A 22,783-nucleotide genomic window follows, 5' to 3' on the forward strand; every position below is an offset into this window, starting at 1 on the left:
ATCTTCCCGCCATGGCTGACGACGTCCTTTCACCCCGCGACCTCAACCGCATTTTGCTGGCGCGCCAGATGCTGCTGGAAAGAGAGGACGCCACGCCGGTCGCGGCGCTTGCGCGGCTGTTCGCCGTCCAGGCCCAGCTTCCCCGAGCCCCTTTTCTCGGCCTCTGGACGCGGCTGAAGCGGTTCCAGCGCGAGGATCTGCTGGCGGCGATCCACGCCCGCCAGGTGGTGCGCTCGACCCTGATGCGCGGAACCCTGCACCTGGCGAGCGCGGACGACGTGCTGGCCTTCCGCACCACGGTCATGCCGCCGCGCGACGTCACCTTGCCCTGGGGCCTGAGGCCCGCTCAGGAGACCCTGGACGCGGTGCTTGAAGTCAGTCGCGCGCATTTCTCCGAACCGAAAGACTTCGAGAGCGTGCGCCAGGTGCTGGAGGCCAAGGGCTTTGACCCCGTCCGCCCCCTGGCCTACGCAGGCCGCATGTTCTTGCCCTTGGTCCAGGCCGCGTCGGAAAGCGCGGCGTTCGGTCACGAACCGGGCGGCGAATTCACCCTGGCGAAGACCTGGCTCGGGCGCGACGAACGGGCTGAACCCCAGCCGGCGGCCCTGGCGCGCCGTTACCTCGCGGCGCACGGCCCCTCTCTGCCGGCTGACTTCGCTGGATGGTCTGGACTGAAGGGCGCCGCGGCCGTTCTTGAAGGCCTGGGGGACGAGTTGGCGACCTTCCGGGACGAGCGCGGGCGCAAGCTCTACGACCTGAAGGACGGTCTTCGGCCGGCCGGCGAGACCCCTGCGCCCGTGCGGCTGCTGGCCGACTTCGACGGGGCGATCCTGGGTCGCGCCGACCGGACGGGGATCGTGCGCCCCGAGCATGCGCCGTTGCTGGCCAGCAAGAACGGCCTGATCCCCGCCATGGTGCTGGTTGACGGCGTAGTGGCCGGCGTCTGGCGGATCGAGGCGAAGAAGAAGACCGTCGCTGTCGACGTGCGCCTGTTCGGCAAGGTCGCCGCGCGCGAGCGCAAGGCGATCGAGGCCGAGGCGGTATCGGCAGCGGCCTTCCTCGCGCCAGACGTGAAGGCGAGCGTCACCTTCGAGGGATGATCGTCTAGCGCTTCTTGCGTTTCCTGAACGGCTCGGGATCGGCCTCGTGCTCGTCGAAGCCGAAACGGGCGAAGCCTTCCTTCAGCTCCTTGCTGATCGGCGCCTCGAGGATCAGCGTCCCACGCGAGGGATGCGGTATGGTCAGGCGGCGGGCGTGGAGCTGGAGCTTCAGATTGCCCGACAGCTCGGCTGAGGCGTCGGTCTTGTACTTGGGGTCGCCCAGGATCGGATGGCCCATGGCCAGCATGTGCGCACGCAGCTGGTGCGTGCGGCCAGTGTGCGGCCGCAAGGCCATCCAGGCGACGCGGTGCGCCGCACGGCTGACGGTGACGAACTCTGTCTCCGCAGGATCGGCGTTCGGGTCCTTCGGATCGGCAGGCACGACCATCTCACGGTCGCCGACGCCTTTCTTCACCAGGTGTAGCTCCATGACCCCTTCGCCCGGCTTGGGATTGCCGATCACCAGGGCCCAGTAGGTCTTCTCGGCACGGCGACGCGCAAAGGCGCCCGACAGCTTCGCCGCCGCCCCGGGGGTCTTGCCCAGCACCAGCACGCCGGACGTGTCGCGGTCCAGGCGGTGGACCAGGCGCGGTCGCTCCAGCCCCTCGCCCCAGGCGCTGAGCAGACGATCTATGTGCTTGAGCGTCTTGGTGCCGCCCTGCACCGCCAGGCCCGAGGGCTTGTTGAGGACCAGCACCTCCTCATCCTCGTAGATCACCAGCGACTTGGCATAGGCGATGTCGCGCGGATCCAGGCCTGGCTTCTTGTCTCCCGGCTTGGGCGCGTCGGGCAGCGGCGGCACGCGGATCATGGCCCCGGCGCTCAGGCGCTGGTCGGCCTTGGCCCGCGCGCCGTCGACGCGGATCTGGCCGGACCGGGCCAGCTTCTGCACCTGAATCTGCGAAACGTGCGGCCAGCGGCGGCGGAACCAGCGGTCCAGGCGCACGCCATCCTCCCCCGGATCGACGGCGATGTTGCGGACTTCCCTCACGCGAAGATCCTCCGGGCCAGCAGCAGGCCGACGAATAGGGCCGAGATCGACAGCAGGACCGAGGCGGCGGCGTAGCTGAACGCCTGACCATAGGTCCGGCGTTCGATCATCAGCGCCGTCTCCAGCGAGAACGCCGAGAACGTCGTGAAGCCGCCGAGGACGCCCACGCCCAGCAACACGCGCAGGCGCTCCTGGTCGGCCCCGCCGCGATGGGCGAGATAGCCGGCGAGCATGCCCATCAGCAGGCCGCCGGACAGGTTTGCGATGAACGTGCCGAACGGCCAGCCGGAGCCCCAGAGTCGCAGCGCCTGCACGCCGAGGGCGTAGCGCGCGACCGCGCCGGCCGCGCCGCCTGCGGCGACGAGTAGAACCTTTTCCATGCGCCCTTATGCGACGTGCCGGCCCTCGCACGCAAACGATCGGTTAAGCCAGCCTTCTCACCCTCGGTTAAGAGCGACCGGGCATGTTCGCGCTCGTTTTCGGACCTGGCGGGTGTCGGCGTGACGAGTGAGACGGGAGTTGCGGCGCTCGGGCCGTCCGAAGGGCTGCCGCCGTGGACCATCGCCACCACCGAGCGGCGGATCCTGGCCGTAGACTTCGCCATCGAGGAACTGGTCAGCCTGCGCCATGGCGCCACTGCCGCGCTGCGAGTGCGGCCGGTCGTGCGCCATGTGAAGACCGGCGCCATCGTGCCGACCTGGGCCTATGGCCGCCTCTCCGACGAGGACATCGAATCCGTCGACCGGGCGACCACTGAGTTCGCCGGGCGCCTCCAACCGGCCGAGGACGAGGCGCAGACGCCCTTGATCCTGCCGCAATCCTTTCGAACGGTCGCCGGCCGGCGCGGGCGCACCGCCCTTACCCAGGCGACCCGCGGCTCGGCCCAGGCGCTGAAGTCGCGGATCATCGTCGAACTGACGGAGGTCGACCGCGGCACGCCTGCTGGGCGGCTGAACGAGGTCGTCAGCCTGCTCGGCGCGGTCTGCAAAGGCGTGTTCGCCAGGCTCCAGCCCGGCCGCGAGGCGGTGGCCCCCGTGCGCGACACCCGGTTGCAGGGGCTGGCCTTGGACGCGGGCGACCTTTCCGGCGGCGACGCAGACATCGCCGCAACCATGCTCGACATTGGCGAACAGGCGCGCGGCCTTGCGCCCTTGCTCATCGCCCAAGGGCTGTCGTCGGACGGCTTCTTCGCAGTGGCTGAGGTGGCCGGCTTCACCCACGTCGCCCTGCGCGGAGAGCTGGCGCTCTAGACCCGCGCGCCGATGGTGTTCCTGACTTCACGCGCATCATAGACGTCGGGGCCGGTCGGCGGGGGACGCCCCTTGCCCATCAGCACCTCGAAGGTTTGGACGATCGACGGGCCTCCGCCCAGGTCGAAGCTGGTCCCCAGTCCGACACCGACGCCGCTGCGATAGCCACCGTTGCCGCCGCCCGCGCCGATGGAGACGCGTGGACCGCTGCTGGCGCCGCTCTGGGCGGTGTAGCGATCAACAACCCGGAACCAGTCGTAGCCGTCGGCGATGGCCAGGTCCGCCGCCCGCAGCAGGGCGTAGTCCGACACCTGCGCCAGCGGCGCGCCGGGTCCGCCGCGGAAGGTGACCCGGTATCGTCCGCTTTCGATCTTCTGTTCGGAAAAGCCGACGCCCGAGGGTCCCGCGGACGGGCCATAGGCTGTCGGGGCGGTCGCGCAGGCGGCCAGCGCCAGGCAGAATACGGGAGCGAGGAGCAGGCGTTTCATGACCTCCTAACGGTCAAGCCTGTCGCACCGTTCCCGCCTATTGCAGAGCCAGGGCCTCGATCAGCGCGCGCATGTCGTCCGGGACCGGCGCCTCGATGCGTTTCATCCCCCCGCCGGGATGTGGAAAGGCCAAGGCTGCGGCGTGCAGCATCAGCCGCGGAGCCGGCGCGCCCCCGACCATCAGCGCGCCGCCATAGCGGACGTCGCCCGCGATCGGGCGGCCGATGGAGGCCAGGTGCACGCGGATCTGATGCATGCGCCCGGTCTGTGGATTCAGCTCCAGCAGCGCCGCTTCCGCGCTCTTCGCGAGGGTGCGATACCGCGTGAACGCGGCCTCGGCATCGGGATGGTCGAGCTCACAGGTGCGCATATAGGCCTCACGGCCAAGTTCCTCGCGACGCAGGGGCGTCTCAATGACGCCAGAAGCAGGGTCGGGCGCGCCGGGTGTGACGATGGCCTGGTAGGTCTTCGTCAGGCGCCGGCCCATCATGTGCTTGCCCAGGAAGCTGGCCGCCGGCTTGGTCTTGGCCGTCAGGATCACGCCCGAGGTGTCGCGATCCAGCCGGTGGATCAACCGCGGTCGCGCCTTTCCCGGCTTGGCGAAAGCCCAGAGCAATTCGTCCAAGGTGTTGACCTGCCCTCGCCCGCCCTGGCTGGACAGGCCCGACGGCTTGTTCAACGCCATGACCTCGGCGTCCTCGTAGATCACCAGGCTACGTACGAAGGCCGCCTCGTCCGCTGTGAGGACGACAGGCTTGGGCTCGGCCTTGGCTTTCGGCGGGGTACGCGCCTTCACGACCGGGATTTCCGCATCTCCGCCCAGCGCTCGAGGCGTTCCTTGATCCGCGCCTCCACGCCCTCGCCCTTGGGCTGGTAGAAGGCCTGCCGCGCCATGCCTTCGGGGAAGTAGTTCTGGCCGGAGAAGCCGTCCTCCGCGTCGTGGTCGTAGGCGTAGCCCTTGCCGTAGCCCAGGTCCTTCATCAGCCGCGTCGGGGCGTTGCGGATATGAGCCGGCGGCATCAGCGAGCCGGTCTCCTTGGCCGCCCGCTGCGCGGCCTTGAAGGCGACGTAGACGGCGTTGGACTTCGGCGCGGCCGCCAGATGCACCACCACCTGCGCCAACGCCAGTTCGCCCTCCGGGCTGCCCAGGAAGTCGTAGGTGTCCTTGGCGGCGTTCGCGAGGACCAGCGCCATGGGGTCGGCCTCGCCGATGTCCTCGACCGCCATGCGGATCAGCCGCCGGGCGATGAACAGTGGATCCTCGCCGCCGCCCAGCATCCGCGCCAGCCAGTAGAGCGCCGCGTCGGGATCGGAGCCGCGCACCGACTTGTGTAGCGCCGAGATGAGGTTGTAGTGCTCCTCGCGGTCCTTGTCGTAGGCCGGGCTGCGCTTCTGAAGCACCTGGCCCAATTCCTTGATCGAAAACGGCTTTGCGGTTCCGATGTTGAACAGGGTCTCAGCCAGGGTCAGCAGGTAGCGGCCATCGCCATCGGCCATGGCGATCAGGGCGGCGCGGGCCTCGGGTTCCAACGGCAGGTCCCGCTTCTCATGCTCCTCGGCCTTGGCCAGCAGGGCTTCCAGAGCCTCGTCGTCAAGACGCTTCAGGACATAGACCTGCGCGCGCGACAGGAGCGCCCCGTTCAGTTCGAACGACGGGTTTTCGGTGGTGGCCCCCACCAACGTGACGATCCCCTCCTCGACGAATGGAAGGAAGCCGTCCTGCTGGGCGCGATTGAAGCGATGGATCTCGTCGACGAACAGCAGGGTCGACTGGCCGGCGGCGCGGCGCATGCGCGCCTGCTCGAAGGCCTTCTTCAGGTCGGCGACGCCGGAGAATACGGCCGAGATCTGCTGGAACTCGTAACCGGCCTCCTTGGCCAGCAAACGGGCGATCGTCGTCTTGCCCGTGCCTGGTGGTCCCCAGAGAATCATCGAGGACAGCCGCCGCGCCTGCGCCATGCGCCGGATCGGCCCATCTTCGCCCAGCAGGTGGTCCTGGCCCACGACCTCGGAGAGGCTCTGTGGGCGCAGGCGGTCGGCCAGCGGCGACGGGGCGTGGGGCGTGAGTCCGGCGGCTTCGAAGAGATCGGCCATGGCGCGTTCTAGCCTTCCTGACCGGAGAGCGCGAGGGCGGCGCGCGAGGCGCCGCCCTGCGGGCCGGTCAGGTCCGGAAGTTGGCCGTCACTTCCTGGCCGTTGCGCTCAATAGTCACCTGCCACTGGCCGCCGGTCTGGGCGAGCACAGCAGTCAGATCGCGAACGGTGTTGATGTCGCGGCCGTTGACCCGGCGGATCAAGTCGCCGGGCCGCAGTCCTGCGTTCATGGCGAAACCGCGGGCGATGTTGGTGACCAGCACGCCCTTGCCCATAAAGGGATCGAGGCCCAGCTCGTCCGCGACCGCCGGCGACAGGTTGACCACGGTCGCCCCGTCGAACGGATTGCGGCCGCTGATCACCTGCTGGTCGCGAGCCGGGGTGGCCGGCGGCGCCTCCGCCTTCAGCGTCAGTTGCTGTTCGCCCCCGCCGCGCCGCACGCCGAGCTTCAAGGTCTCGCCCGGACGGCGCGAGGAGATCGCGTAGGACACCGCGGCTGCGTCGACCGCCGGGCGGCCATCGACCGAGACGATGACGTCTCCCTGGCGCAGGCCGGCTCGCGCCGCCGGGCCATTCGGCCAGATGTCGGCGACCAGGGCGCCCTGCGGCGTGCTCATGCCCATGGAGCGGGCGATCTCGGCGGTCACGGTCTGGGTCCGCGCCCCCAGCCAAGGCCGCACGACCGCCTGTCCGCCGCCGGCCGCCGTCTCCACCACGCGCTTGACGATGGCCGCCGGCACCGCGAAGCCGACCCCGGACGAGGTGCCCGACCGCGAGAGGATGAAGCTGTTCACCCCGATCAGGTCGCCGTCCATGTCGACCAACGCGCCGCCCGAGTTGCCAGGATTGATCGCCGCGTCGGTCTGGATATAGGCGTTCGCGGCGTCACCATTCGGGTCGGCCGTGCGATTGAGCGCCGAGATGATGCCATTGGTGACGGTCTGACCGACGCCGAAGGGGTCGCCGATGGCCAGGACCAGATCGCCCACCTGGGCCTCGCCTGAATCATCGATGGCCAGGGTCGGCAAGCGCTCGTTCCCGACGTCGATCTTCAGCACCGCCAGGTCCGTACGCGGGTCGGCCAGCAGAATGCGGGCGGTATATTCACGGCGGTCGGCGAGGGCGACCGTGATCTCCTGCCCGCCCTCGACCACATGGTTGTTGGTAACGACGATACCGTCGGAGCGGACGATCACGCCCGACCCCAGCGAGCCCTGGATACGCTCGCGCGGCGCGCCCATGCCGAACAGTTCCCAGAACGGGTCGGTCCGCTGGCGCACCAGGCGTTTGGACGAGATGTTGACCACGGCCGGCGCGGCCCGCTTCACCACGGGCGCGAACGAGGACTTCATCGTCAGGGCGTCGCCGGGGGCGGCGCGGGTCGGCTGGGCGAGCGGTGGAATCTGGGCGTTGGACTTGGCCGTCGGGTCGGAACAGGCGGCCAGTAGGGCCATGGCGGGGATCAGGACGCGATAGGCGCGCATGGAGTCTCCAAGCTTCGTCGTGCTCCGACTCTGCGGAGCTTTCAGGCGCAATAATGGCGGTTTAGTCCTCCGCGCGGCGCTGCGAAACCATCTGCGCGAAACGACGGCTCAGCCGAGCCCATCCAGGAACCGGGCCAAGGCCGCGGCGAAGCGCTCCGGTTGGTCGATGAAGACGGCATGGCCCGCCTGAGCGATGATCTCCAGCCGCGCGTGCGGTATCGCGGCGGCCATATCGCGCTGGTCCTGGAGCTCCGGCGACCCCGCGGCCGCGATAACCAGCGTCGGTCGGTCGATCCTGGCCAGCGCCCCGGTGCGGTCGGCGCCCAACAGGTCGGCGACCAACATCGCCACGCCCGCATCGGTCGGGATGCGCAGGATGTCCGCAACCATCGCCGGCCCGTGCGCCGTCCGGGCGGCGGGTTGCGTCACGATCGTCTCGACCATGCCCCGGGCGTAGGCCTGGGGCGCCTGGGCGTAGATGGAGAGCAGCCGCAGTTGCTGGGCCGCGCCTTGCGGATCCTTCGTGACGCCCGCGGCGCCAGCCGCGACCGGAGCGTCGACCAGGACGACGCCGGCGACCTTCTCCGTACCGTGGTCCTGCACATAGGCGGCGATGTCCTGCACCCCCTGCGACCAGCCCACCAGCACAACCCGCCCCGCCTCGCCCGCCAGCAGGGCCTGCAGGTCGGCGGCGCGACGCTCCGGCGTAACCACGCCGTCGGCCCCGCTAGACCGTCCTTGCCCCCTTGGATCGAACGCGATCACCCGACGGGACTTGGCCAGACGGGCCGTCTGCTCGCGCCAGACCTCGGCGCTCATGCCCCATCCCGCGATCAGCACAACCGGCGGCTTGTCGTTGCGAGGCCCCTGCTCGATCACCCGCAGGGCGCCGCCGCTGGGCATAGGCGCCGTGCGCTCGGCCGCCTGCGTCTCAAAGGCCGCCGACAACGCCAAAGCCGCAAAACCGATCACCGCCGAACGCTGCATGCGCCCCTCCACGTCATATGGAGCGGAGGGTGGCGCCGGGATCGGCCCGGGCCAAGGCTGACGGGCAAATGTTGCTGAGGTGCTACCTCAAGCGGCCGCGTTAGCGACCTTCGGCGCGTGGCCGACCTTGAGCGCCAGCAGGAAAGCGCCCACCAGCATCCCCGAAGCGAGGAAGATGGCCAGGCCTGGCTCGTGGATCTGGCCGTCGTGCCGGATCGACCAGGCGAAGGTCGTGCCGAAGATGATAGGCCCGATGACCGACGCGATCCCCTGCAGCGCCTGGTTGGCGCCCTGGAGCTGGCCCTGGGCCGAGGATTCGACTCGCCGCGTCATCAAACCCTGCAGGCCTGGCATAAGGAAATTCATGAAGGCGAAGATCGGGATGCCGGCCATGTAGATCCAGCCTTCGGACGCCAGACCGTAGATCAGGAAGCCGGCGGCTCCGGCGACCGCGCCGAGCAGCAGCGCGCCGCGCTCCCCGATCCTTGCGACCACGGGACCGACCAGCAGGGTCTGTACGATGACGCCAGAGATGCCGGTGCCCATCATGGTCAAGCCCATCATGCTGGGGCTCCAGTCGTAGCGGTAGCCGGCATAGAGCACGAAGATCGACGGCAGGACGGTGTGAGCCAGCTGGAAGAGGAAGCCGACGCCCGCCAGGCCCAACAGGTCGTTGTGCGAGCGCAGAAAGCCGAGCGAGCCGACCGGATTGGCGCGCTTCCAATCGAACTTGGCCACACGGCGCTCGACCGGCAGCGACTCGGGTAGAACGAAGAAGCCATAGAGCCAGTTGAGGGCGGTCAGGCCCGCGGCCACGAAGAACGGCAGGCGCAGGTCGATGTCGCCGAGGAAGCCGCCCAGCACCGGCCCCACGATGAAGCCGAACGAGAAGGCCGATCCCATGAAGCCGAAGGCCTTGGCCCGCTTCTGCGGCGGCGTCACGTCGGCGACATAGGCGTTGGCGGTCGAGAAGCTGGCGGCGGTCAGGCCGTTGATGACCCGCCCGACGAACAGCCAGGCCAGGCTGGGCGCCAGCGCCATGAACAGGAAGTCGATGGCCAAGCCGCCAAGCGAGATCAGCATGATCGGCCGGCGGCCGTACCGGTCGGACATCATGCCCAGGATCGGCCCGCAGAAGAGCTGCATCAGCCCCCAGACCGCACCGAAGACGACGTTCCACTCCGACGCCGCAGCCGTGTCCCCGCCGGTGAACTCCTTGATCAGGTTCGGCAGCACCGGGATCATGATCCCGAACGAGATCGCATTGATCACCGCCGCGGCGAAGATGAACCGGAAGGCGGCGGCCCAACGCTTGTCGTCGGGCCCGCCGGCGCCGCTGGTCTGTTCGCTCATGCCTTCCTCCGTCGGGGACTCGTCAGGGGCCGCCCCGTCGGCCCATCATTATCACGTCCAGGCTTCTAGGCGGCCCGTTCGCCATAGGATGTCAGCAACGATCGCCACCATTCGGCCAGACGCATCAGCAGCGCCTGATCCGGGAAGCCGTGTCGGGCGGCGCTGCCCTGCGGCACCTGATCGAAGCCGCGATGCTCGACGCTGACGCGGGTCTCCTCCCCAACCGTCTCGAACCGCACCTCGACTTCAGTGTGGAGATCGAGCGGGAAGGTCGCCTGACGCCAGGAGAACACCAACCGCTCCGGCGGCTTCCAGGTCGTGATCCTGCCGATCTCGAACACCTTGCCGTTCGCCAGTGTCTCGATCAGCCGCCCGCCCTCGCCCGGCTCGAAGGCCAGCATGCCGGGCGCGCGGGGCGTGGTCTGGAAGAGACCGTTCGGCCGCCACCAGGCTCCGATCTCGCGCACGAAGGCGTCGAAGGCGCGCTCACGCGGCGCCTTCACCCGCAGGGCGACGAACACCTTGGAGGTCACTCCCGCCCCTCGACATGCGCTTTGAAGGCGAGAAGCTGTTCACTCCACAGGCGTTCGCTCTCCTCGAGCCATCGCAGCAGATGCACCATCGGTTCGGACCTCAGGGCGTAGATGCGGACGCGGGCGTCGAACGGCGGATGGCTTTCCTCCACCAGTCCGCTCTCGCGCAGGGTGCGCAGGTGGCGGCTCATGGTCGGTGCAGAGAGGCCGAGTTCGCGCGCCAGCTCTCCGGCCTGCCGCGGTCCGCGCGCCAGCAGATCGACCGTGCGCCGCCGATAGGGATCGGCGAGCGCGGCCAGGGTGGTGTCAATCAGCGCGACGGCGCTCATCGCCATCCGGTGATCTTCAGGCCGCTGGCGGCCTCGGCCTCCTCGCGGCTCACGACCTGCACGGTCTGCGAGACCGTCCAGATATGGCCTTCGGGATCGCGGCAGCGATAGGTCCGGTCGCCGTAGAACTGGGTCTCGGGCTCGGCCATAATCTCGGCCCCAGCCGCCTTGGCGCGCTGATAGTGGGCCTCCAGGTCATCGTCGATCTGGATATGCAGAGTCTGCGTGTTCTTGCCGCCGATCGACTTGGGGCTCTTGTGATCGGCGCTCCATTCCTGGCCGACCATGATGTAGCTGTCGCCGAGCTCCATCTGTGAGTGGGCGACGTTGCCCTCGGTGTCCTCCAGCAGCATCGAGAGCTCGAAACCGAAGGCCTTCTCGAGCCAGGCCAGGGCGGCCTTGGGGTCCTGGTAGAACACGGCGGAACGCACGGTAATCGCCATGGAGCCTCTTCCTTCAAGTTCTGATCTTGTGGCCGGTGGCCGTTTCCATCTCGGCGAGCGACATCGCCTGCACCGTCTGGCCAAACGACCAGGGGTGATCTTCGAGATCGCGACAGGTGAAGACCCGATCTCCATAGGGTTGGTCCGCCGGTTCGCGCTCGATAGCCGCCCCGGCCGCGCGGGCTCGCTCGCAGAGCGCGTCGATCCCCGCCCGGATCTGGACGTGGACCGACTGGGTCGCCCGCCCGCCGAAAACTGCCGGACTGACCACCCGGCCGCCGGGCGGTCCGACGACCATGATGTAGCCGTCGCCGAGACGCAGGTCGGAATGGATGACCCCACCCTTGCCGTCCTCGACGACCATCCGGGTCTCGAAGCCGAAGGCCCGCTCCAGCCAGGCGATCGCGGCCATCGGATCACGATACCAGAGCAAGGGGCCGATGGTTGGAAGCGCGTCGCTTTCCCTCATCGCACGCCCCATCCCCCGCACGAACACTGCGGCGCTCCGATCTGCGGATCGAGATGGTTCAAGAGCACCGACGCCCCCTTTTTGATTATTCAATCCTACAATATTTTCCGTTTCACGCAATTATAATCTCACGGGGCCGCGCTATTCGCGATGCATGCCGAGGCATGAGCTGCGCAAAGCAAAAGGCCCTGGACCGGGGTCCAGGGCCTTCGCAAAAATAGGACTGCGTAAGCGACTTAGTCTTCGTCGCCGAAGGCCGAAACCTGCACCGGGCCCGAATCCTTGCCCTTTTCAGCCGGGTCGCGATCAACGAACTCGATCACGGCCAGCGGGGCGTTGTCGCCATAGCGGTAACCGGCCTTCAGGACGCGGATGTAGCCGCCCTGACGTTCCTTGTAGCGCGGGCCGAGGACGGCGAAGAGCTTGCCGACTTGCTCGACATCGCGGACTTTGCTGATCGCCTGGCGACGGGCGTGCAGGTCGCCGCGCTTGGCCAGGGTGACCAGCTTTTCGACGACCGGACGCAGTTCCTTGGCCTTCGGCAGGGTCGTGACGATCTGCTCGTGCTTGATCAGGCTCGCCGCCATGTTGGCGAACATGGCGGTGCGGTGGGCGGTCGTACGCCCCAGTTTGCGGTGGGCTTTGCCGTGACGCATTTCATATCTCCTGGGTCGCTCGACCCGCTGGACGACGCCGAAGGCGCGCGTCCTTGCCTAACCAAGTCCCAGCCTGCTCCCGCCTGGGTCAAAACGAAGCGCTGGGGCCCTCAACCGCGTTGCGGCTTCATCGGGCCCGCACCGCTGAAGCGGTGCGAAGTCGGCGCATAGTCCATAAACACCGAGGCCCGCTAGGCGGGCCCCGGGAAGTCTTACATCTGGTCGTCGAACTTCTTCGCCAGTTCTTCGATGTTCTCCGGCGGCCAGTTCGGCACGTCCATGCCGAGATGCAGGTTCATGCCCGCGAGCACTTCCTTGATCTCGTTCAGCGACTTGCGGCCGAAGTTCGGAGTGCGGAGCATTTCCGCCTCGGTCTTCTGGATCAGGTCGCCGATATAGACGATGTTGTCGTTCTTCAGGCAGTTGGCCGAACGGACCGAGAGCTCCAGCTCGTCGACCTTCTTCAGCAGCGCCGGGTTGAACGGCAGCTCCGGCTTGCTCTCGCCCTCGACCTTCTTCTTCGGCTCTTCGAAGGTGATGAAGATCTGCAGCTGATCTTGCAGGATGCGGGCGGCGAAGGCCACGGCGTCCACCGGCGAGATCGCGCCGTTGGTCTCCACTTCCATGATCAGCTTGTCGTAGTCGAGGCTCTGTCCCTGGCGGGTCGGCTCGACGCGATAGGCGACGCGCTTGACCGGCGAATAGAGGCTGTCGACGGCGATGAGGCCGATCGGCGCGTCTTCCGGACGGTTGCGCTCGGCCGGGACGTAGCCCTTGCCGTTGTTGACCGTGAACTCCATGCGCACGGTGGCGCCGTCGTCCAGCGTGCAGAGCACGTGGTCGGGGTTCAGGATCTCGATGTCCGACGGCACTTCGATCTGGCCGGCGGTGACGACGCCCGGACCGGTCGCCTTCAGCGTCATGCGCTTGGGGCCCTCGGCGTGCATGCGCAGCGCAAGCTGCTTAATGTTCAGCACGATGTCGACGACGTCTTCGCGGACGCCCTCGAGCGACGAGAACTCATGCACGACGCCGTCGATCTGGACGGCGGTCACGGCCGCGCCCTGCAGCGACGATAGAAGCACCCGGCGGAGGCTGTTGCCGAGCGTCACCCCGAAACCGCGCTCGAGCGGCTCGGCCACCAGGCGCGCCTTGCGGTTCGCGTCGGTTCCGGCTTCGATCAGCGGCTTCTCGGGACGGATGAGCTCGTTCCAGTTTCTTTCGATCACGTAGAGATGTCCCTCGAAACGCAGGATCGCCGGACGCGAAGTTCTCGGTCCGGCGCGTGGGGAGTGCGGTACTGCGGTACTTAGACCCGCCGGCGCTTCGGCGGACGGCAGCCGTTGTGCGGAATGGGGGTCACGTCGCGAATGGTGGTGATCGTCATGCCGACGGCTTGCAGAGCCCGCAGCGCCGACTCACGGCCGGAACCCGGACCGGAGACGTTCACTTCGAGGGTCTTGACGCCATGTTCGGCGGCCTTCCGGCCGGCGTCCTCGGCCGCCATCTGAGCGGCGTAGGGGGTCGACTTCCGGGAGCCCTTGAAGCCCATCATGCCGGCCGACGACCAGGAGATGGTGTTCCCCTGCGCGTCCGTGATGGTGATCATGGTGTTGTTGAACGAGGCGTTCACGTGCGCCACGCCCGAGGTGATGTTCTTGCGTTCGCGACGTTTGACGCGAGCCGGTTCCTTGGCCATCGCTAAGCTCTCTTACTTCTTCTTGCCGGCGATCGGCTTGGCCGGACCCTTGCGGGTACGAGCATTGGTGTGGGTGCGCTGACCACGGACCGGCAGGCCCTTGCGGTGACGCAGGCCGCGGTAGCAGGCCAGGTCCATCAGACGCTTGATGTTGACCGCGGTCTCGCGACGCAGGTCGCCTTCGACCAGATAGTCGCGGTCGATCGTCTCGCGGATCTGCAGGACTTCCGCGTCGGTCAGCTGATTGACGCGGCGAGCGTCCTCAATGCCAACCTTCTGGACGATCTCCTTGGCTTTCGCCTGGCCGATCCCATGGATGTACTGCAGCGCGATGACGACGCGCTTGTTAGTCGGAATGTTGACGCCAGCGATACGGGCCACGCGTTGAATCTCCTAGTCACGCAGAGAAGCGCGAACGGCGCCCCGGCCCAGAGTCCCAAGTGGGAAGGCCGGCACGTCCTTCGCGCCCTTTCGCGGAAGCGCACCGTTATAGGGAACGTTGCGTTTCCGTCAATGGAGCAATCGCAGGAATCTGATGCTTTTCAGACTCGCGGCGACCGCTGGGCGGGTTTGTCCGCGGAATCAGCCCTGCAAGGCCTGGTCGATTCCAGCGGCGACGTCCTCGATCGAGCCCATGCCATCCAACTCGACCAGTTTCCCTTGGTCTTTGTAGTAGGGCAGCAGCGGCGCGGTCTGGTCGTTATAGGCCGAGAGCCGCACCTTGAAGCTCTCGGGATTGTCGTCGGGGCGGCCCGACTCGGCGAAGCGACCGGCCACCCGTTGCAACAGTTGGTCGTCGTCCACCTTCAGGCGGAGCACTAGATCGATTCGCGAGCCACGCTTGGCCAGCATCTCGTCCAGCGCCTTCGCTTGCGCCAAGGTCCGAGGGAAACCATCGAAGATCGCGCCGCCGGCGGCCTCGGCTTCCGGCAGGCGTTCCTCGATCAGGGCGATGACGATCTCGTCGGTGACCAGCTCGCCGCGCTGCATGACGCCTTCGACCTTCTTGCCGAGCTCGGAGCCGGAAGCGATCGCGGCGCGCAGCATGTCCCCGGTGGAGAGCTGGACCATCTTGCGGGCCTCGACCAGGCGCTTGGCCTGAGTGCCCTTCCCCGCCGCCGGCGGGCCGAACAGGATCAAGTTCATCTTGTCTTATGTCCCCTCCCCGGCCGCCCCCGGCCGGTTCCTATTTCCGCCCCTTAGCGCGCGCGTCCGCCGCGCAGCTTCGACTTCTTGATCAGCCCTTCGTACTGGTGGGCCAGCAGGTGCGACTGGATCTGGGTCACCGTATCCATCGTCACGCTCACCACGATGAGGATCGAGGTGCCGCCCAGATAGAACGGCGCCTTGAAGTAGGCGATCAACGCCTCGGGCATCAGGCAGACGATGGTGATGTACGCCGCGCCGATCACCGTCAGGCGGGTCAGCACGTAATCCAGGTACTCAGCCGTGCGCTTGCCCGGACGGATCCCCGGCAGGAAGCCGCCGTACTTGCGGAGGTTCTCGGCGGTGTCGTCCGGATTGAAGACGACCGAGGTGTAGAAGAAGCAGAAGAAGATGATCAGCAGCGCATACATCACCATGAACGCCGGGCGTCCATGCTGAAGCTGGCCGACCATGCCCGGCAGCCACTGCGCCCAGGCGGGCAGCTCGGCGGTCGCCAGGAAGCCCATGGCGGTCGTCGGCAGCAGCAGCAGCGAAGAGGCGAAGATCGGCGGAATGACGCCGGCGGTGTTGATCTTCAGCGGCAGGAACGAGGTGTCGCCGCCGAACATACGGTTGCCCTGCTGGCGCTTGGGATACTGGACCAGCAGGCGGCGTTGCGAGCGTTCCATGAACACGATGGCGAACACGACCGCGATGGCCAGGGCGATGATCGCGAACATGGCGAAGGCCGAGAGCGACCCCGTCCGCGTCATGGTGAACATCTGCCAGATACCCTGCGGCAGCACGGCCACGATGCCCGCGAAGATGATCAGCGAGACGCCGTTGCCGACGCCCCGGCTGGTGATCTGCTCGCCCAACCACATCAGGAACAGGGTGCCGCCCGTCAGGGTGACGATCGTCGAGGCCAGGAAGAAGATCCCGGGGTTCAGCACCAGGCCTGGGCTGTTTTGCAGCCCCATGGCGATGGCGGCCGACTGCACGAGCGCCAGCATCACCGTCAGATAGCGGGTGTACTGGTTGAGGGTCTTGCGGCCCGCTTCCCCGCCTTCCTTCCGCAGCTTTTCCCACGGCGGATAGACCGTGCCCAGCAGCTGGACGATGATCGAAGCCGAGATGTAGGGCATCACGTTCAGCGAGAAGATCGCCATCCGCTGGACCGCGCCCCCCGAGAACATGTTGAACATGCCCAGGATGCCCTGCGCCTGGCCTTGGAATGCCTGGGCGAAGGCGGCCGGATCGATGCCGGGAATCGGGATGTAGGTCCCGAGGCGGTAGACGACCAGCGCGATCAGGGTGAACCAGATGCGCTTGTGGAGCTCCGTCGCCTTCTGGAAGGCGCCGAAGTTCATGTTTGCTGCGAGCTGTTCGGCGGCCGAAGCCATTTAGAACCCCAGACTGATGGACCGCCCGTACATAGGGGGTCCGTCCTGCGCTGTCATCCGGCGCTCTTGCGGCGCCCTGCCCCAGCCGCAGCGGAAGCATGGGCGCCAGCGCGCCGGAGATCAGCCTTGGGTCCCCGCGCCAGGCGGGGATCAGGCTTGCTTACTCGGCGGCTTCGGCGGCGGCCGGCGCGGTCGTGGTGACCTTGCCGCCAGCCTTTTCGACCGCGGCCTTGGCCGAGGCGGAAGCCGAGTAGACGGTGATGTCGATCTTCGACTTCAGTTCGCCCTTGCCCAGCAGCTTCACGCCGTCCTTTTCACGGCGCAGGACGCCGGCGGCCACCAGGGCGGCGCCGTCGATGGCCTTCTTGGCGTCGAGCTTGCCGGCGGCGATCGCCTGCTCCAGGCGCCACAGGTTCACCTCGGCGAACTCCTTGGCGAAGGGGTTGTTGAAGCCGCGCTTCGGCATACGCATGTGCAGCGGCATCTGGCCGCCCTCGAAGCCGGCGATCGAAACGCCGGTGCGGGACTTCTGGCCCTTCACGCCGCGGCCGCCGGTCTTGCCCTTGCCCGAGCCCGGGCCGCGGCCGACGCGCATGCGGTTCTTGGTGGAGCCTTCGCGGGGGCTGAGTTCGTTGAGCTTGGTCATGTGACGCCTCTCCTTGGAGATCTGTCGCCCGGGCGACCGCCCGGACTCGGCTGAAGAAAATCAATTGCGGCCGCCGAAACGGCCGAAGAGGCGACGCTTTTGGCGCCGCCTCTCCAAAACGTCCAGTCCTAAGGCTGATTTAGCCTTCGACGACTTCCACCATGTGGTGGACCTTGGCGATCATCCCGCGCACGGACGGGTTGTCTTCAAGGACCGACACGCGGCCGATGCGGTTCAGGCCCAGCCCGATGAGGGTGGCGCGCTGATCGCTCTTGCGGCGGATCGGGCTCGCAATCTGGCGAACGGTCACCTTAGCCATGGATTACTCTCCGTCAGCGGCGGCGACCGCAGCGCCGTCGGCCTTGCGGCCCAGCACGTCGGCGACCTTCTTGCCGCGCTTGGCGGCGACCTGGCGGGGCGAAGACTGAGCCTTCAGCGCCTCGAAGGTCGCGCGCACCATGTTGTAGGGGTTCGACGAGCCGACCGACTTGCCGACGACGTCCTGAACGCCGAGGGTTTCGAGGACCGCACGCATCGGACCGCCGGCGATGACGCCGGTGCCGGGAGGCGCCGAGCGGACCATGACCTTGCCAGCGCCCCAACGGCCAGCGCCGTCGTGGTGCAGGGTGCGGCTCTCGCGGAGCGGCACACGGATCATGGACTTCTTGGCTTCTTCCGTCGCCTTGCGGATGGCTTCCGGCACTTCACGCGCCTTGCCATGGCCATAGCCGACGCGGCCCTTCTGGTCGCCCACCACCATCAGGGCGGCGAACGAGAAGCGCCGGCCGCCCTTCACAGTGGCCGCAACCCGGTTGATGTGAACCAGCTTTTCGACGATGTCGGAGTCGACCCGCTCTTCCTGCGGGGCGCCCCGGTCACGACCGCGACGCTGACCGCCGCCTTCGCCACGTTGTTCGTTTCCACGAGCCATCAGCGTACCCTTAGAAGTTCAGGCCGGCTTCGCGCGCGGCGTCGGCCAGGGCTTTCACCCGGCCGTGGTAGATGTACCCGCCACGATCGAAGACGACGTCCTTGACACCCTTTTCGATGGCGCGTTGCGCCACGAGCGCGCCCACACGGGCGGCGGCGTCCTTGTCGGAACCCTTCTGCTTGTCGCCCTCGAGGGTCGAGGCGGCAGCCAGGGTCACGCCGCGCTCATCATCGATGACCTGGGCGTAGATGTTCTTGGACGAGCGGAAGACCGACAGACGCGGCCGACCATTCGCCACCGACCGCAGGCGGATGCGCGTGCGCTCAGCGCGGCGCTTGGCGGTGTCACGGGGTTTAAGAGCCATGGCCTACTTCTTCTTGCCTTCCTTGCGGCGAACCTTCTCGCCCGCATAGCGCACGCCCTTGCCCTTGTAGGGTTCCGGCGGGCGCAGGCGACGGATCTGCGAGGCGATCTCGCCGACGACCTGCTTGTCGATGCCCGAGATCTTGATCTCGGTCTGCTTCGGCACCGCGAAGGTGACGCCGGCGGGCGGCGGCACGTCCACGTCGTGACTGAAGCCCAGCTGCATGGAGAGCGCATTGCCCTTCATCGCCGCGCGATAGCCGACGCCGACCAGTTCGAGGGTCTTCTCGAAGCCCTGCGTAACGCCCTGGACCATATTGGAGACCAGGGTGCGCGAAAGGCCCCACATGGCTTGCGCCCGCGTGGTGTCGACCCGCTTCGACAGGACGAGCTCAGCGCCCTCCTGCTTCACTTCGATTTCGTCGGCGACGGTCCAGGCGAGTTGACCCTTCGGTCCCTTCACCGTGACGGTCTGGCCGTCGATGGTCACCGTCACGCCCGAGGGGACGGCGACCGCCTTCTTTCCAATCCGCGACATCTTAGTAGACCCGCAACAGGACTTCGCCGCCCACGTTCGCGTCACGCGCGGCCGTGTCCGACATGACGCCCTTCGGCGTCGACAGGATCGAGATCCCGAGGCCGTTCTTGATCGGCTTCAGGTCCTTGATCGACGAATAGACGCGGCGGCCCGGCTTCGACACCCGGCGGATCTCAGCGATCACCGGCTGGCCGTCGAAGTACTTCAGCTCGATCTCGAACTCCGGGAAAGCGCCCGGCTTCTGAACGAGTTGATAGCCGCGGATGTAGCCTTCGTCCGCCAGGACGTCGAGGACGCGCGCGCGCATCTTCGAAGCCGGCGTAGAAACCTTCGAACGGCCACGGGTGGCGGCGTTCTTGATGCGGGCGATCATATCGCCAACGGGGTCGTTCACCATGAGACCCTCCTCACCAGCTCGACTTGACGAGGCCAGGGATCTGGCCGTTCGAACCCAGTTCGCGCAAGGCGATCCGGCTCATCTTAAGCTTGCGGTAGTAGGCGCGCGGACGGCCCGTGACTTCGCACCGGTTGCGGATGCGGGTCTTGGACGAGTTGCGCGGCAGTTCGGCGAGCTTCAGACGCGCTTCGAAGCGTTCTTCGAGCGGCAGGCTCTCGTCGTTGGCGATCGCCTTGAGCTCTTCGCGCTTGCTGGCGAACTGCTTCACCAGCTTGCGGACCATCTCGTTGCGATTGACAGCGCTTTTCTTGGCCATTTGTTCTTTCCTTCCCGCCGCTTACGCTTGAACGAACGGGAACTGGAATTCCCGAAGAAGCTGACGGGCTTCTTCGTCGGTCTTCGCAGTGGTGGCGACGATGATGTCCATGCCCCACATCTGATCGATCTGGTCGTAGTTGATCTCCGGGAACACGATGTGCTCCTTCAGACCCATGGCGTAGTTGCCACGACCGTCGAACGAAGTGGGCTTCAGGCCCCGGAAGTCCTTCACGCGCGGCAGAGCGATCGTGATCAGACGGTCCAGGAACTCGTACATGCGATCCTTGCGCAGGGTGACCTTGGCGCCGACCACCATGCCTTCGCGCAGCTTGAAGCCGGCGATGGAGTTGCGGGCGCGGGTCGCCACCGGCTTCTGACCGGCGATCTTGGTGAGATCGGCGATCGCGGCCTGGACCTTCTTGGAGTCGGTCACGGCCTCGCCGATCCCCATGTTCAGGACGATCTTGTCCAGCTTGGGGATCTGCATCTCGTTCGAGTAGGCGAACTGTTCCTTCATCGCCGCGCGGATGCGCTGGCGATATTCGGTCTTAAGCCGCGGTTCGTAAGCTTGCTCAGCCATTGATCACCTCACCGGTCGTCTTGGCGACACGGACCTTCTTGTCGCCTTCGACCCGGAAGCCGACGCGGGTCGGCTTGCCGTTGGAGTCGACGATGGCCACGTTCGAGATGTGGATCGCCGCTTCCTTATTCTTGATGCCGCCTTGCGGATCCATCTGCGTCGGGCGGGTGTGGCGCTGAACCAGGTTCAGGCCTTCGACCACGACGCGGTCTTCCTTCGGCAGGACGCGCAGGACGGCGCCTTGGCGGCCCTTGTCCTTGCCCGTCAGGACGACGACGCGGTCGCCCTTCTTGATCTTCGCAGCCATCACAGCACCTCGGGGGCGAGCGAAATGATCTTCATGTGGTTCTTCGCGCGCAGTTCACGGGGAACCGGGCCAAAGATCCGCGTGCCGATCGGCTCGGATTGCTTGTTCACGATGACGGCGGCGTTCTTGTCGAAACGGATCACCGAACCGTCCTTGCGCTTGATCGCCGAGGACGTGCGCACGACGATCGCCTGCAGCACGTCGCCCTTCTTCACGCGACCGCGCGGGATGGCTTCCTTCACGGAGACGACGATCTTGTCGCCGACGCTGGCGTAGCGGCGACCAGCGCCGCCGAGCACCTTGATGCACATCACACGACGGGCGCCGGAATTGTCGGCGACCTCGAGGTTAGTCTGCATCTGAATCATGGGATGAGACTTTCTTTAGGAGGCTTGCTGGGCGGCGCCCTTCGGCAGCACTTCCCAGGTCTTGGTTTTCGACTTCGGCGCGCATTCGATGATGCGAGCCACATCGCCGGCCTTGTAGACGTTGGCCTCGTCATGGGCGTGGTACTTCTTCGACCGACGAACGGTCTTCTTCAGCACCGGATGCAGGAAGGTACGCTCGACCTTCACAACAACAGTCTTGTCGCCCTTGTCCGAGACGACGACGCCTTCGAGAATTCGCTTCGGCATGTTCGTTGTCTCCTTAGGCCGCGGTCTGCTTGGAGCGCAGGACGGTCTTGATCCGCGCGATGTCCTTGCGGACTTCGTTCACGCGGTGGGTCTTCTCGACCTGGCCGGTCGCCGCCTGGAAGCGCAGGTTGAACTGCTCCTTCTTCAGGTTCAGCAGGGCCTCGCCGAGTTGGTCGGGCGTCATGCCACGGATATCGTCGATCTTCATCACGCAGGCTCCACGGCGGCGTCGATGCGGGTGACGATGCGGGTCTTCACCGGAAGCTTGGCCGCGCCGAGGCGCAGAGCTTCACGGGCCACATCGTCCGGCACGCCGTCGATTTCAAACATGATCCGGCCGGGGTGAACGCGCGCGGCCCAGTACTCGACCGCGCCCTTGCCCTTACCCATCCGCACTTCGGCCGGCTTGTCGGTGACCGGAACGTCCGGGAAGATCCGGATCCAGACGCGACCTTGGCGCTTCATCTGGCGAGTGATCGCCCGACGAGCCGCTTCGATCTGGCGAGCGGTGATGCGTTCCGGTTCGACGGACTTCAGACCGTAGGAGCCGAAGTTCAGCGAGAAGCCGCCCTTCGCCGTGCCGTGGATCTTGCCCTTGAACTGCTTGCGGTACTTGGTCTTCTTCGGAGACAGCATGGCTCTACCTTAGGCTCCCGCTTGCTCACGGCGGTCGCGGCGCGGGCCGCGGTCACCGCGGTCGCCGCGTTCACGTCCACCGCCCTCGCCGGCCGGGCCGGATTCCGAGGCCAGGCGCTTGTCGAGAGCCATCGGGTCGTGCTCCAGCACCTCGCCCTTGAAGACCCACACCTTGACACCGATGATGCCGTAGGTGGTGGAGGCTTCGGTCACGCCGTAGTCGATGTCGGCGCGCAGGGTGTGACGCGGAACGCGGCCCTCGTGGTAGCTCTCGGTGCGCGCGATTTCAGCGCCGCCCAGACGGCCGGCGACCTCGATACGCATGCCCTTGGCGCCCAGACGCATCGCGCTTTGCAGCGAACGCTTCATGGCCCGACGGAAGGCGACGCGGCGCTCGAGCTGCTGGGCGATGTTCTCGGCCACCAGCTGGGCGTCGGTTTCCGGCTTGCGGATCTCGACGATGTTCAGGTGAACTTCGCCCTCGGTGATCGCAGCGACGTCCTTGCGCAGCTTGTCGATGTCCGCGCCCTTCTTGCCGATGATCACGCCGGGGCGCGCGGCATAGATGGTGATGCGGCACTTCTTGTGCGGACGCTCGATGATGATCCGCGAAACGCCGGCTTGGTACAGGCGCTTCTTCAGCTGACGGCGGATCTTGATGTCCTCATGCAGGAGCTTGCCGTAGTCCGCCTTCTTGGCGAACCAGCGCGAGTCCCACGTGCGGTTGATGCCGAGGCGAAGCCCGACCGGATTGACTTTCTGACCCATCAGGCGGCCTCACCCAATTCGCGGACCACGATAGTGATCTCGCTGAACGGCTTTTCGATGCGCGAAGCGCGGCCGCGAGCGCGGGCGGCGAAGCGCTTCATCACCAGGTTCTTGCCCACGAAGGCCTCGGCCACGACGAGATTGTCGATGTCGAGGTTGTGGTTGTTCTCGGCGTTCGAGATGGCCGAGTAGAGCGCCTTGCGCACATCGCGGGCGATGCGCTTGTGGCTGAACTCCAGC

At 66.8% G+C, this 22,783-nt stretch carries 35 protein-coding genes; 2 read left to right on the plus strand and 33 right to left on the minus strand.

Translation table 11 applies throughout. From position 1 onward, the window contains the following. The first annotated feature begins 11 nt into the window (after nt 1-11). Complete coding sequence (locus tag ACE3T2_RS05685) at nt 12-1,100, plus strand: winged helix DNA-binding domain-containing protein (RefSeq protein WP_374655588.1); 1,089 nt, start codon at nt 12-14, stop codon at nt 1,098-1,100. 4 nt (nt 1,101-1,104) lie between these two features. On the opposite strand, the gene ACE3T2_RS05690 is transcribed toward ACE3T2_RS05685, so the two are convergent. Together ACE3T2_RS05690 and crcB are read right to left on the minus strand one after the other, a co-directional pair. Next, nucleotides 1,105-2,091, minus strand: a complete 987-nt coding sequence (locus ACE3T2_RS05690) for an RluA family pseudouridine synthase (protein ID WP_374655590.1) — start codon at nt 2,089-2,091, stop codon at nt 1,105-1,107. Beyond that, nucleotides 2,088-2,471, minus strand: a complete 384-nt coding sequence (crcB, locus tag ACE3T2_RS05695; RefSeq protein WP_374655592.1) for a fluoride efflux transporter CrcB — start codon at nt 2,469-2,471, stop codon at nt 2,088-2,090. Before crcB ends, ACE3T2_RS05690 begins: the two co-directional genes overlap by 4 nt. A gap of 120 nt (nt 2,472-2,591) precedes the next feature. On the opposite strand from crcB, the gene ACE3T2_RS05700 reads away from it, so the two are divergent. Further along, nucleotides 2,592-3,341 (plus strand): hypothetical protein, encoded by a 750-nt coding sequence (locus ACE3T2_RS05700; protein ID WP_374655594.1) that lies wholly within the window; start codon nt 2,592-2,594, stop codon nt 3,339-3,341. Here ACE3T2_RS05700 and ACE3T2_RS05705 read toward each other — a convergent pair. The 31 genes from ACE3T2_RS05705 to rplV form a co-directional block, all read right to left on the minus strand. Continuing rightward, complete coding sequence (locus tag ACE3T2_RS05705) at nt 3,338-3,829, minus strand: hypothetical protein (RefSeq protein ID WP_374655596.1); 492 nt, start codon at nt 3,827-3,829, stop codon at nt 3,338-3,340. The two genes, ACE3T2_RS05700 and ACE3T2_RS05705, sit on opposite strands and share 4 nt — an antisense overlap. Before the next feature lie 37 nt (nt 3,830-3,866). Then, nucleotides 3,867-4,634, minus strand: a complete 768-nt coding sequence (locus ACE3T2_RS05710) for an RluA family pseudouridine synthase (RefSeq protein ID WP_374655666.1) — start codon at nt 4,632-4,634, stop codon at nt 3,867-3,869. After that, on the minus strand, nt 4,622-5,923 hold the full coding sequence (locus ACE3T2_RS05715) for a replication-associated recombination protein A (RefSeq protein WP_374655598.1): 1,302 nt from the start codon (nt 5,921-5,923) through the stop codon (nt 4,622-4,624). The genes ACE3T2_RS05710 and ACE3T2_RS05715 overlap by 13 nt, the downstream gene beginning before the upstream one ends. A 67-nt stretch (nt 5,924-5,990) precedes the next feature. Beyond that, nucleotides 5,991-7,406: a Do family serine endopeptidase gene (locus tag ACE3T2_RS05720; RefSeq protein WP_374655600.1), complete on the minus strand. Its 1,416-nt coding sequence runs from the start codon at nt 7,404-7,406 to the stop codon at nt 5,991-5,993. Nucleotides 7,407-7,514: 108 nt separating this feature from the next. Next, complete coding sequence (locus ACE3T2_RS05725) at nt 7,515-8,393, minus strand: alpha/beta fold hydrolase (protein WP_374655602.1); 879 nt, start codon at nt 8,391-8,393, stop codon at nt 7,515-7,517. 87 nt (nt 8,394-8,480) lie between these two features. Next, nucleotides 8,481-9,746, minus strand: coding sequence for a TCR/Tet family MFS transporter (locus ACE3T2_RS05730; protein WP_374655604.1), 1,266 nt, complete (start codon nt 9,744-9,746; stop codon nt 8,481-8,483). A 65-nt stretch (nt 9,747-9,811) separates the two neighbouring features. Then, nucleotides 9,812-10,279: an SRPBCC family protein gene (locus ACE3T2_RS05735; RefSeq protein WP_374655606.1), complete on the minus strand. Its 468-nt coding sequence runs from the start codon at nt 10,277-10,279 to the stop codon at nt 9,812-9,814. Beyond that, nucleotides 10,276-10,614 (minus strand): ArsR/SmtB family transcription factor, encoded by a 339-nt coding sequence (locus ACE3T2_RS05740; protein WP_374655608.1) that lies wholly within the window; start codon nt 10,612-10,614, stop codon nt 10,276-10,278. Before ACE3T2_RS05740 ends, ACE3T2_RS05735 begins: the two co-directional genes overlap by 4 nt. After that, nucleotides 10,605-11,051: a VOC family protein gene (locus ACE3T2_RS05745; RefSeq protein WP_374655610.1), complete on the minus strand. Its 447-nt coding sequence runs from the start codon at nt 11,049-11,051 to the stop codon at nt 10,605-10,607. The genes ACE3T2_RS05740 and ACE3T2_RS05745 overlap by 10 nt, the downstream gene beginning before the upstream one ends. 13 nt (nt 11,052-11,064) lie before the next feature. Beyond that, nucleotides 11,065-11,520 (minus strand): VOC family protein, encoded by a 456-nt coding sequence (locus ACE3T2_RS05750; RefSeq protein ID WP_374655612.1) that lies wholly within the window; start codon nt 11,518-11,520, stop codon nt 11,065-11,067. Between the two features lie 236 nt (nt 11,521-11,756). Further along, entirely contained in the window at nt 11,757-12,176 is a 420-nt protein-coding gene (gene rplQ, locus ACE3T2_RS05755) for a 50S ribosomal protein L17 (protein WP_374655614.1), read from the minus strand. 212 nt (nt 12,177-12,388) lie between these two features. Continuing rightward, a complete protein-coding gene (locus tag ACE3T2_RS05760) occupies nt 12,389-13,405 on the minus strand; it encodes a DNA-directed RNA polymerase subunit alpha (protein WP_267231802.1) in 1,017 nt (338 codons plus the stop codon). A gap of 80 nt (nt 13,406-13,485) precedes the next feature. Continuing rightward, entirely contained in the window at nt 13,486-13,875 is a 390-nt protein-coding gene (rpsK, locus tag ACE3T2_RS05765) for a 30S ribosomal protein S11 (RefSeq protein WP_056018114.1), read from the minus strand. A gap of 12 nt (nt 13,876-13,887) precedes the next feature. Further along, complete coding sequence (gene rpsM, locus ACE3T2_RS05770; protein ID WP_374655617.1) at nt 13,888-14,256, minus strand: 30S ribosomal protein S13; 369 nt, start codon at nt 14,254-14,256, stop codon at nt 13,888-13,890. Nucleotides 14,257-14,457: 201 nt separating this feature from the next. Further along, complete coding sequence (locus tag ACE3T2_RS05775; protein ID WP_374655619.1) at nt 14,458-15,021, minus strand: adenylate kinase; 564 nt, start codon at nt 15,019-15,021, stop codon at nt 14,458-14,460. A 53-nt stretch (nt 15,022-15,074) separates the two neighbouring features. Beyond that, nucleotides 15,075-16,424, minus strand: a complete 1,350-nt coding sequence (gene secY, locus ACE3T2_RS05780; RefSeq protein WP_374655621.1) for a preprotein translocase subunit SecY — start codon at nt 16,422-16,424, stop codon at nt 15,075-15,077. Between the two features lie 160 nt (nt 16,425-16,584). Then, nucleotides 16,585-17,070: a 50S ribosomal protein L15 gene (gene rplO, locus ACE3T2_RS05785; protein ID WP_374655623.1), complete on the minus strand. Its 486-nt coding sequence runs from the start codon at nt 17,068-17,070 to the stop codon at nt 16,585-16,587. Between the two features lie 139 nt (nt 17,071-17,209). Beyond that, complete coding sequence (gene rpmD / locus ACE3T2_RS05790; protein ID WP_374655625.1) at nt 17,210-17,389, minus strand: 50S ribosomal protein L30; 180 nt, start codon at nt 17,387-17,389, stop codon at nt 17,210-17,212. Between the two features lie 3 nt (nt 17,390-17,392). Further along, nucleotides 17,393-18,001, minus strand: coding sequence for a 30S ribosomal protein S5 (gene rpsE / locus ACE3T2_RS05795; RefSeq protein ID WP_374655627.1), 609 nt, complete (start codon nt 17,999-18,001; stop codon nt 17,393-17,395). A gap of 10 nt (nt 18,002-18,011) precedes the next feature. Further along, nucleotides 18,012-18,365, minus strand: coding sequence for a 50S ribosomal protein L18 (gene rplR, locus ACE3T2_RS05800; protein ID WP_374655629.1), 354 nt, complete (start codon nt 18,363-18,365; stop codon nt 18,012-18,014). A 3-nt stretch (nt 18,366-18,368) separates the two neighbouring features. Next, complete coding sequence (gene rplF / locus ACE3T2_RS05805) at nt 18,369-18,902, minus strand: 50S ribosomal protein L6 (RefSeq protein WP_374655631.1); 534 nt, start codon at nt 18,900-18,902, stop codon at nt 18,369-18,371. Nucleotide 18,903: 1 nt separating this feature from the next. Then, nucleotides 18,904-19,299, minus strand: a complete 396-nt coding sequence (gene rpsH, locus ACE3T2_RS05810; protein ID WP_374655633.1) for a 30S ribosomal protein S8 — start codon at nt 19,297-19,299, stop codon at nt 18,904-18,906. 10 nt (nt 19,300-19,309) lie between these two features. Then, nucleotides 19,310-19,615, minus strand: a complete 306-nt coding sequence (rpsN, locus tag ACE3T2_RS05815; RefSeq protein WP_374655635.1) for a 30S ribosomal protein S14 — start codon at nt 19,613-19,615, stop codon at nt 19,310-19,312. Nucleotides 19,616-19,636: 21 nt separating this feature from the next. Next, entirely contained in the window at nt 19,637-20,197 is a 561-nt protein-coding gene (gene rplE, locus ACE3T2_RS05820) for a 50S ribosomal protein L5 (RefSeq protein ID WP_374655637.1), read from the minus strand. Further along, nucleotides 20,190-20,504, minus strand: coding sequence for a 50S ribosomal protein L24 (gene rplX / locus ACE3T2_RS05825; RefSeq protein ID WP_374655639.1), 315 nt, complete (start codon nt 20,502-20,504; stop codon nt 20,190-20,192). Before rplX ends, rplE begins: the two co-directional genes overlap by 8 nt. Continuing rightward, on the minus strand, nt 20,504-20,872 hold the full coding sequence (rplN, locus tag ACE3T2_RS05830; protein ID WP_374532381.1) for a 50S ribosomal protein L14: 369 nt from the start codon (nt 20,870-20,872) through the stop codon (nt 20,504-20,506). The genes rplX and rplN overlap by 1 nt, the downstream gene beginning before the upstream one ends. Before the next feature lie 15 nt (nt 20,873-20,887). Next, a complete protein-coding gene (gene rpsQ, locus ACE3T2_RS05835; RefSeq protein ID WP_374655641.1) occupies nt 20,888-21,139 on the minus strand; it encodes a 30S ribosomal protein S17 in 252 nt (83 codons plus the stop codon). A 13-nt stretch (nt 21,140-21,152) separates the two neighbouring features. Further along, entirely contained in the window at nt 21,153-21,347 is a 195-nt protein-coding gene (gene rpmC / locus ACE3T2_RS05840; protein WP_374655643.1) for a 50S ribosomal protein L29, read from the minus strand. Then, complete coding sequence (gene rplP / locus ACE3T2_RS05845) at nt 21,347-21,775, minus strand: 50S ribosomal protein L16 (RefSeq protein ID WP_374655645.1); 429 nt, start codon at nt 21,773-21,775, stop codon at nt 21,347-21,349. Before rplP ends, rpmC begins: the two co-directional genes overlap by 1 nt. Before the next feature lie 9 nt (nt 21,776-21,784). After that, nucleotides 21,785-22,543, minus strand: a complete 759-nt coding sequence (gene rpsC / locus ACE3T2_RS05850; protein ID WP_374655648.1) for a 30S ribosomal protein S3 — start codon at nt 22,541-22,543, stop codon at nt 21,785-21,787. Continuing rightward, nucleotides 22,543-22,783 (minus strand): 50S ribosomal protein L22 (rplV, locus tag ACE3T2_RS05855; protein ID WP_374655650.1); only part of this gene is annotated, 241 nt, incomplete at its 5' end. The genes rplV and rpsC, both read right to left, overlap by 1 nt.

Origin of the sequence: Phenylobacterium sp. (genome assembly GCF_041919955.1) — a bacterium.
In the GTDB taxonomy this organism is placed as follows: domain Bacteria; phylum Pseudomonadota; class Alphaproteobacteria; order Caulobacterales; family Caulobacteraceae; genus Phenylobacterium.

Bases quoted from the DNA above. Each gene is read 5' to 3' on its own strand.
- ACE3T2_RS05685 (WP_374655588.1), top strand. From the start codon at position 12: ATGGCTGACGACGTCCTTTCACCCCGCGACCTCAACCGCATTTTGCTG.
- crcB (WP_374655592.1), bottom strand. From the start codon at position 2,471: ATGGAAAAGGTTCTACTCGTCGCCGCAGGCGGCGCGGCCGGCGCGGTC.
- ACE3T2_RS05705 (WP_374655596.1), bottom strand. From the start codon at position 3,829: ATGAAACGCCTGCTCCTCGCTCCCGTATTCTGCCTGGCGCTGGCCGCC.
- ACE3T2_RS05715 (WP_374655598.1), bottom strand. From the start codon at position 5,923: ATGGCCGATCTCTTCGAAGCCGCCGGACTCACGCCCCACGCCCCGTCG.
- ACE3T2_RS05720 (WP_374655600.1), bottom strand. From the start codon at position 7,406: ATGCGCGCCTATCGCGTCCTGATCCCCGCCATGGCCCTACTGGCCGCC.
- ACE3T2_RS05725 (WP_374655602.1), bottom strand. From the start codon at position 8,393: ATGCAGCGTTCGGCGGTGATCGGTTTTGCGGCTTTGGCGTTGTCGGCG.
- ACE3T2_RS05730 (WP_374655604.1), bottom strand. From the start codon at position 9,746: ATGAGCGAACAGACCAGCGGCGCCGGCGGGCCCGACGACAAGCGTTGG.
- ACE3T2_RS05740 (WP_374655608.1), bottom strand. From the start codon at position 10,614: ATGGCGATGAGCGCCGTCGCGCTGATTGACACCACCCTGGCCGCGCTC.
- ACE3T2_RS05745 (WP_374655610.1), bottom strand. From the start codon at position 11,051: ATGGCGATTACCGTGCGTTCCGCCGTGTTCTACCAGGACCCCAAGGCC.
- ACE3T2_RS05750 (WP_374655612.1), bottom strand. From the start codon at position 11,520: ATGAGGGAAAGCGACGCGCTTCCAACCATCGGCCCCTTGCTCTGGTAT.
- rplQ (WP_374655614.1), bottom strand. From the start codon at position 12,176: ATGCGTCACGGCAAAGCCCACCGCAAACTGGGGCGTACGACCGCCCAC.
- rpsK (WP_056018114.1), bottom strand. From the start codon at position 13,875: ATGGCCAAGGAACCGGCTCGCGTCAAACGTCGCGAACGCAAGAACATC.
- ACE3T2_RS05775 (WP_374655619.1), bottom strand. From the start codon at position 15,021: ATGAACTTGATCCTGTTCGGCCCGCCGGCGGCGGGGAAGGGCACTCAG.
- secY (WP_374655621.1), bottom strand. From the start codon at position 16,424: ATGGCTTCGGCCGCCGAACAGCTCGCAGCAAACATGAACTTCGGCGCC.
- rplO (WP_374655623.1), bottom strand. From the start codon at position 17,070: ATGACCAAGCTCAACGAACTCAGCCCCCGCGAAGGCTCCACCAAGAAC.
- rpmD (WP_374655625.1), bottom strand. From the start codon at position 17,389: ATGGCTAAGGTGACCGTTCGCCAGATTGCGAGCCCGATCCGCCGCAAG.
- rpsE (WP_374655627.1), bottom strand. From the start codon at position 18,001: ATGGCTCGTGGAAACGAACAACGTGGCGAAGGCGGCGGTCAGCGTCGC.
- rplR (WP_374655629.1), bottom strand. From the start codon at position 18,365: ATGGCTCTTAAACCCCGTGACACCGCCAAGCGCCGCGCTGAGCGCACG.
- rplF (WP_374655631.1), bottom strand. From the start codon at position 18,902: ATGTCGCGGATTGGAAAGAAGGCGGTCGCCGTCCCCTCGGGCGTGACG.
- rpsH (WP_374655633.1), bottom strand. From the start codon at position 19,299: ATGGTGAACGACCCCGTTGGCGATATGATCGCCCGCATCAAGAACGCC.
- rpsN (WP_374655635.1), bottom strand. From the start codon at position 19,615: ATGGCCAAGAAAAGCGCTGTCAATCGCAACGAGATGGTCCGCAAGCTG.
- rplE (WP_374655637.1), bottom strand. From the start codon at position 20,197: ATGGCTGAGCAAGCTTACGAACCGCGGCTTAAGACCGAATATCGCCAG.
- rplX (WP_374655639.1), bottom strand. From the start codon at position 20,504: ATGGCTGCGAAGATCAAGAAGGGCGACCGCGTCGTCGTCCTGACGGGC.
- rplN (WP_374532381.1), bottom strand. From the start codon at position 20,872: ATGATTCAGATGCAGACTAACCTCGAGGTCGCCGACAATTCCGGCGCC.
- rpsQ (WP_374655641.1), bottom strand. From the start codon at position 21,139: ATGCCGAAGCGAATTCTCGAAGGCGTCGTCGTCTCGGACAAGGGCGAC.
- rpmC (WP_374655643.1), bottom strand. From the start codon at position 21,347: ATGAAGATCGACGATATCCGTGGCATGACGCCCGACCAACTCGGCGAG.
- rplP (WP_374655645.1), bottom strand. From the start codon at position 21,775: ATGCTGTCTCCGAAGAAGACCAAGTACCGCAAGCAGTTCAAGGGCAAG.
- rpsC (WP_374655648.1), bottom strand. From the start codon at position 22,543: ATGGGTCAGAAAGTCAATCCGGTCGGGCTTCGCCTCGGCATCAACCGC.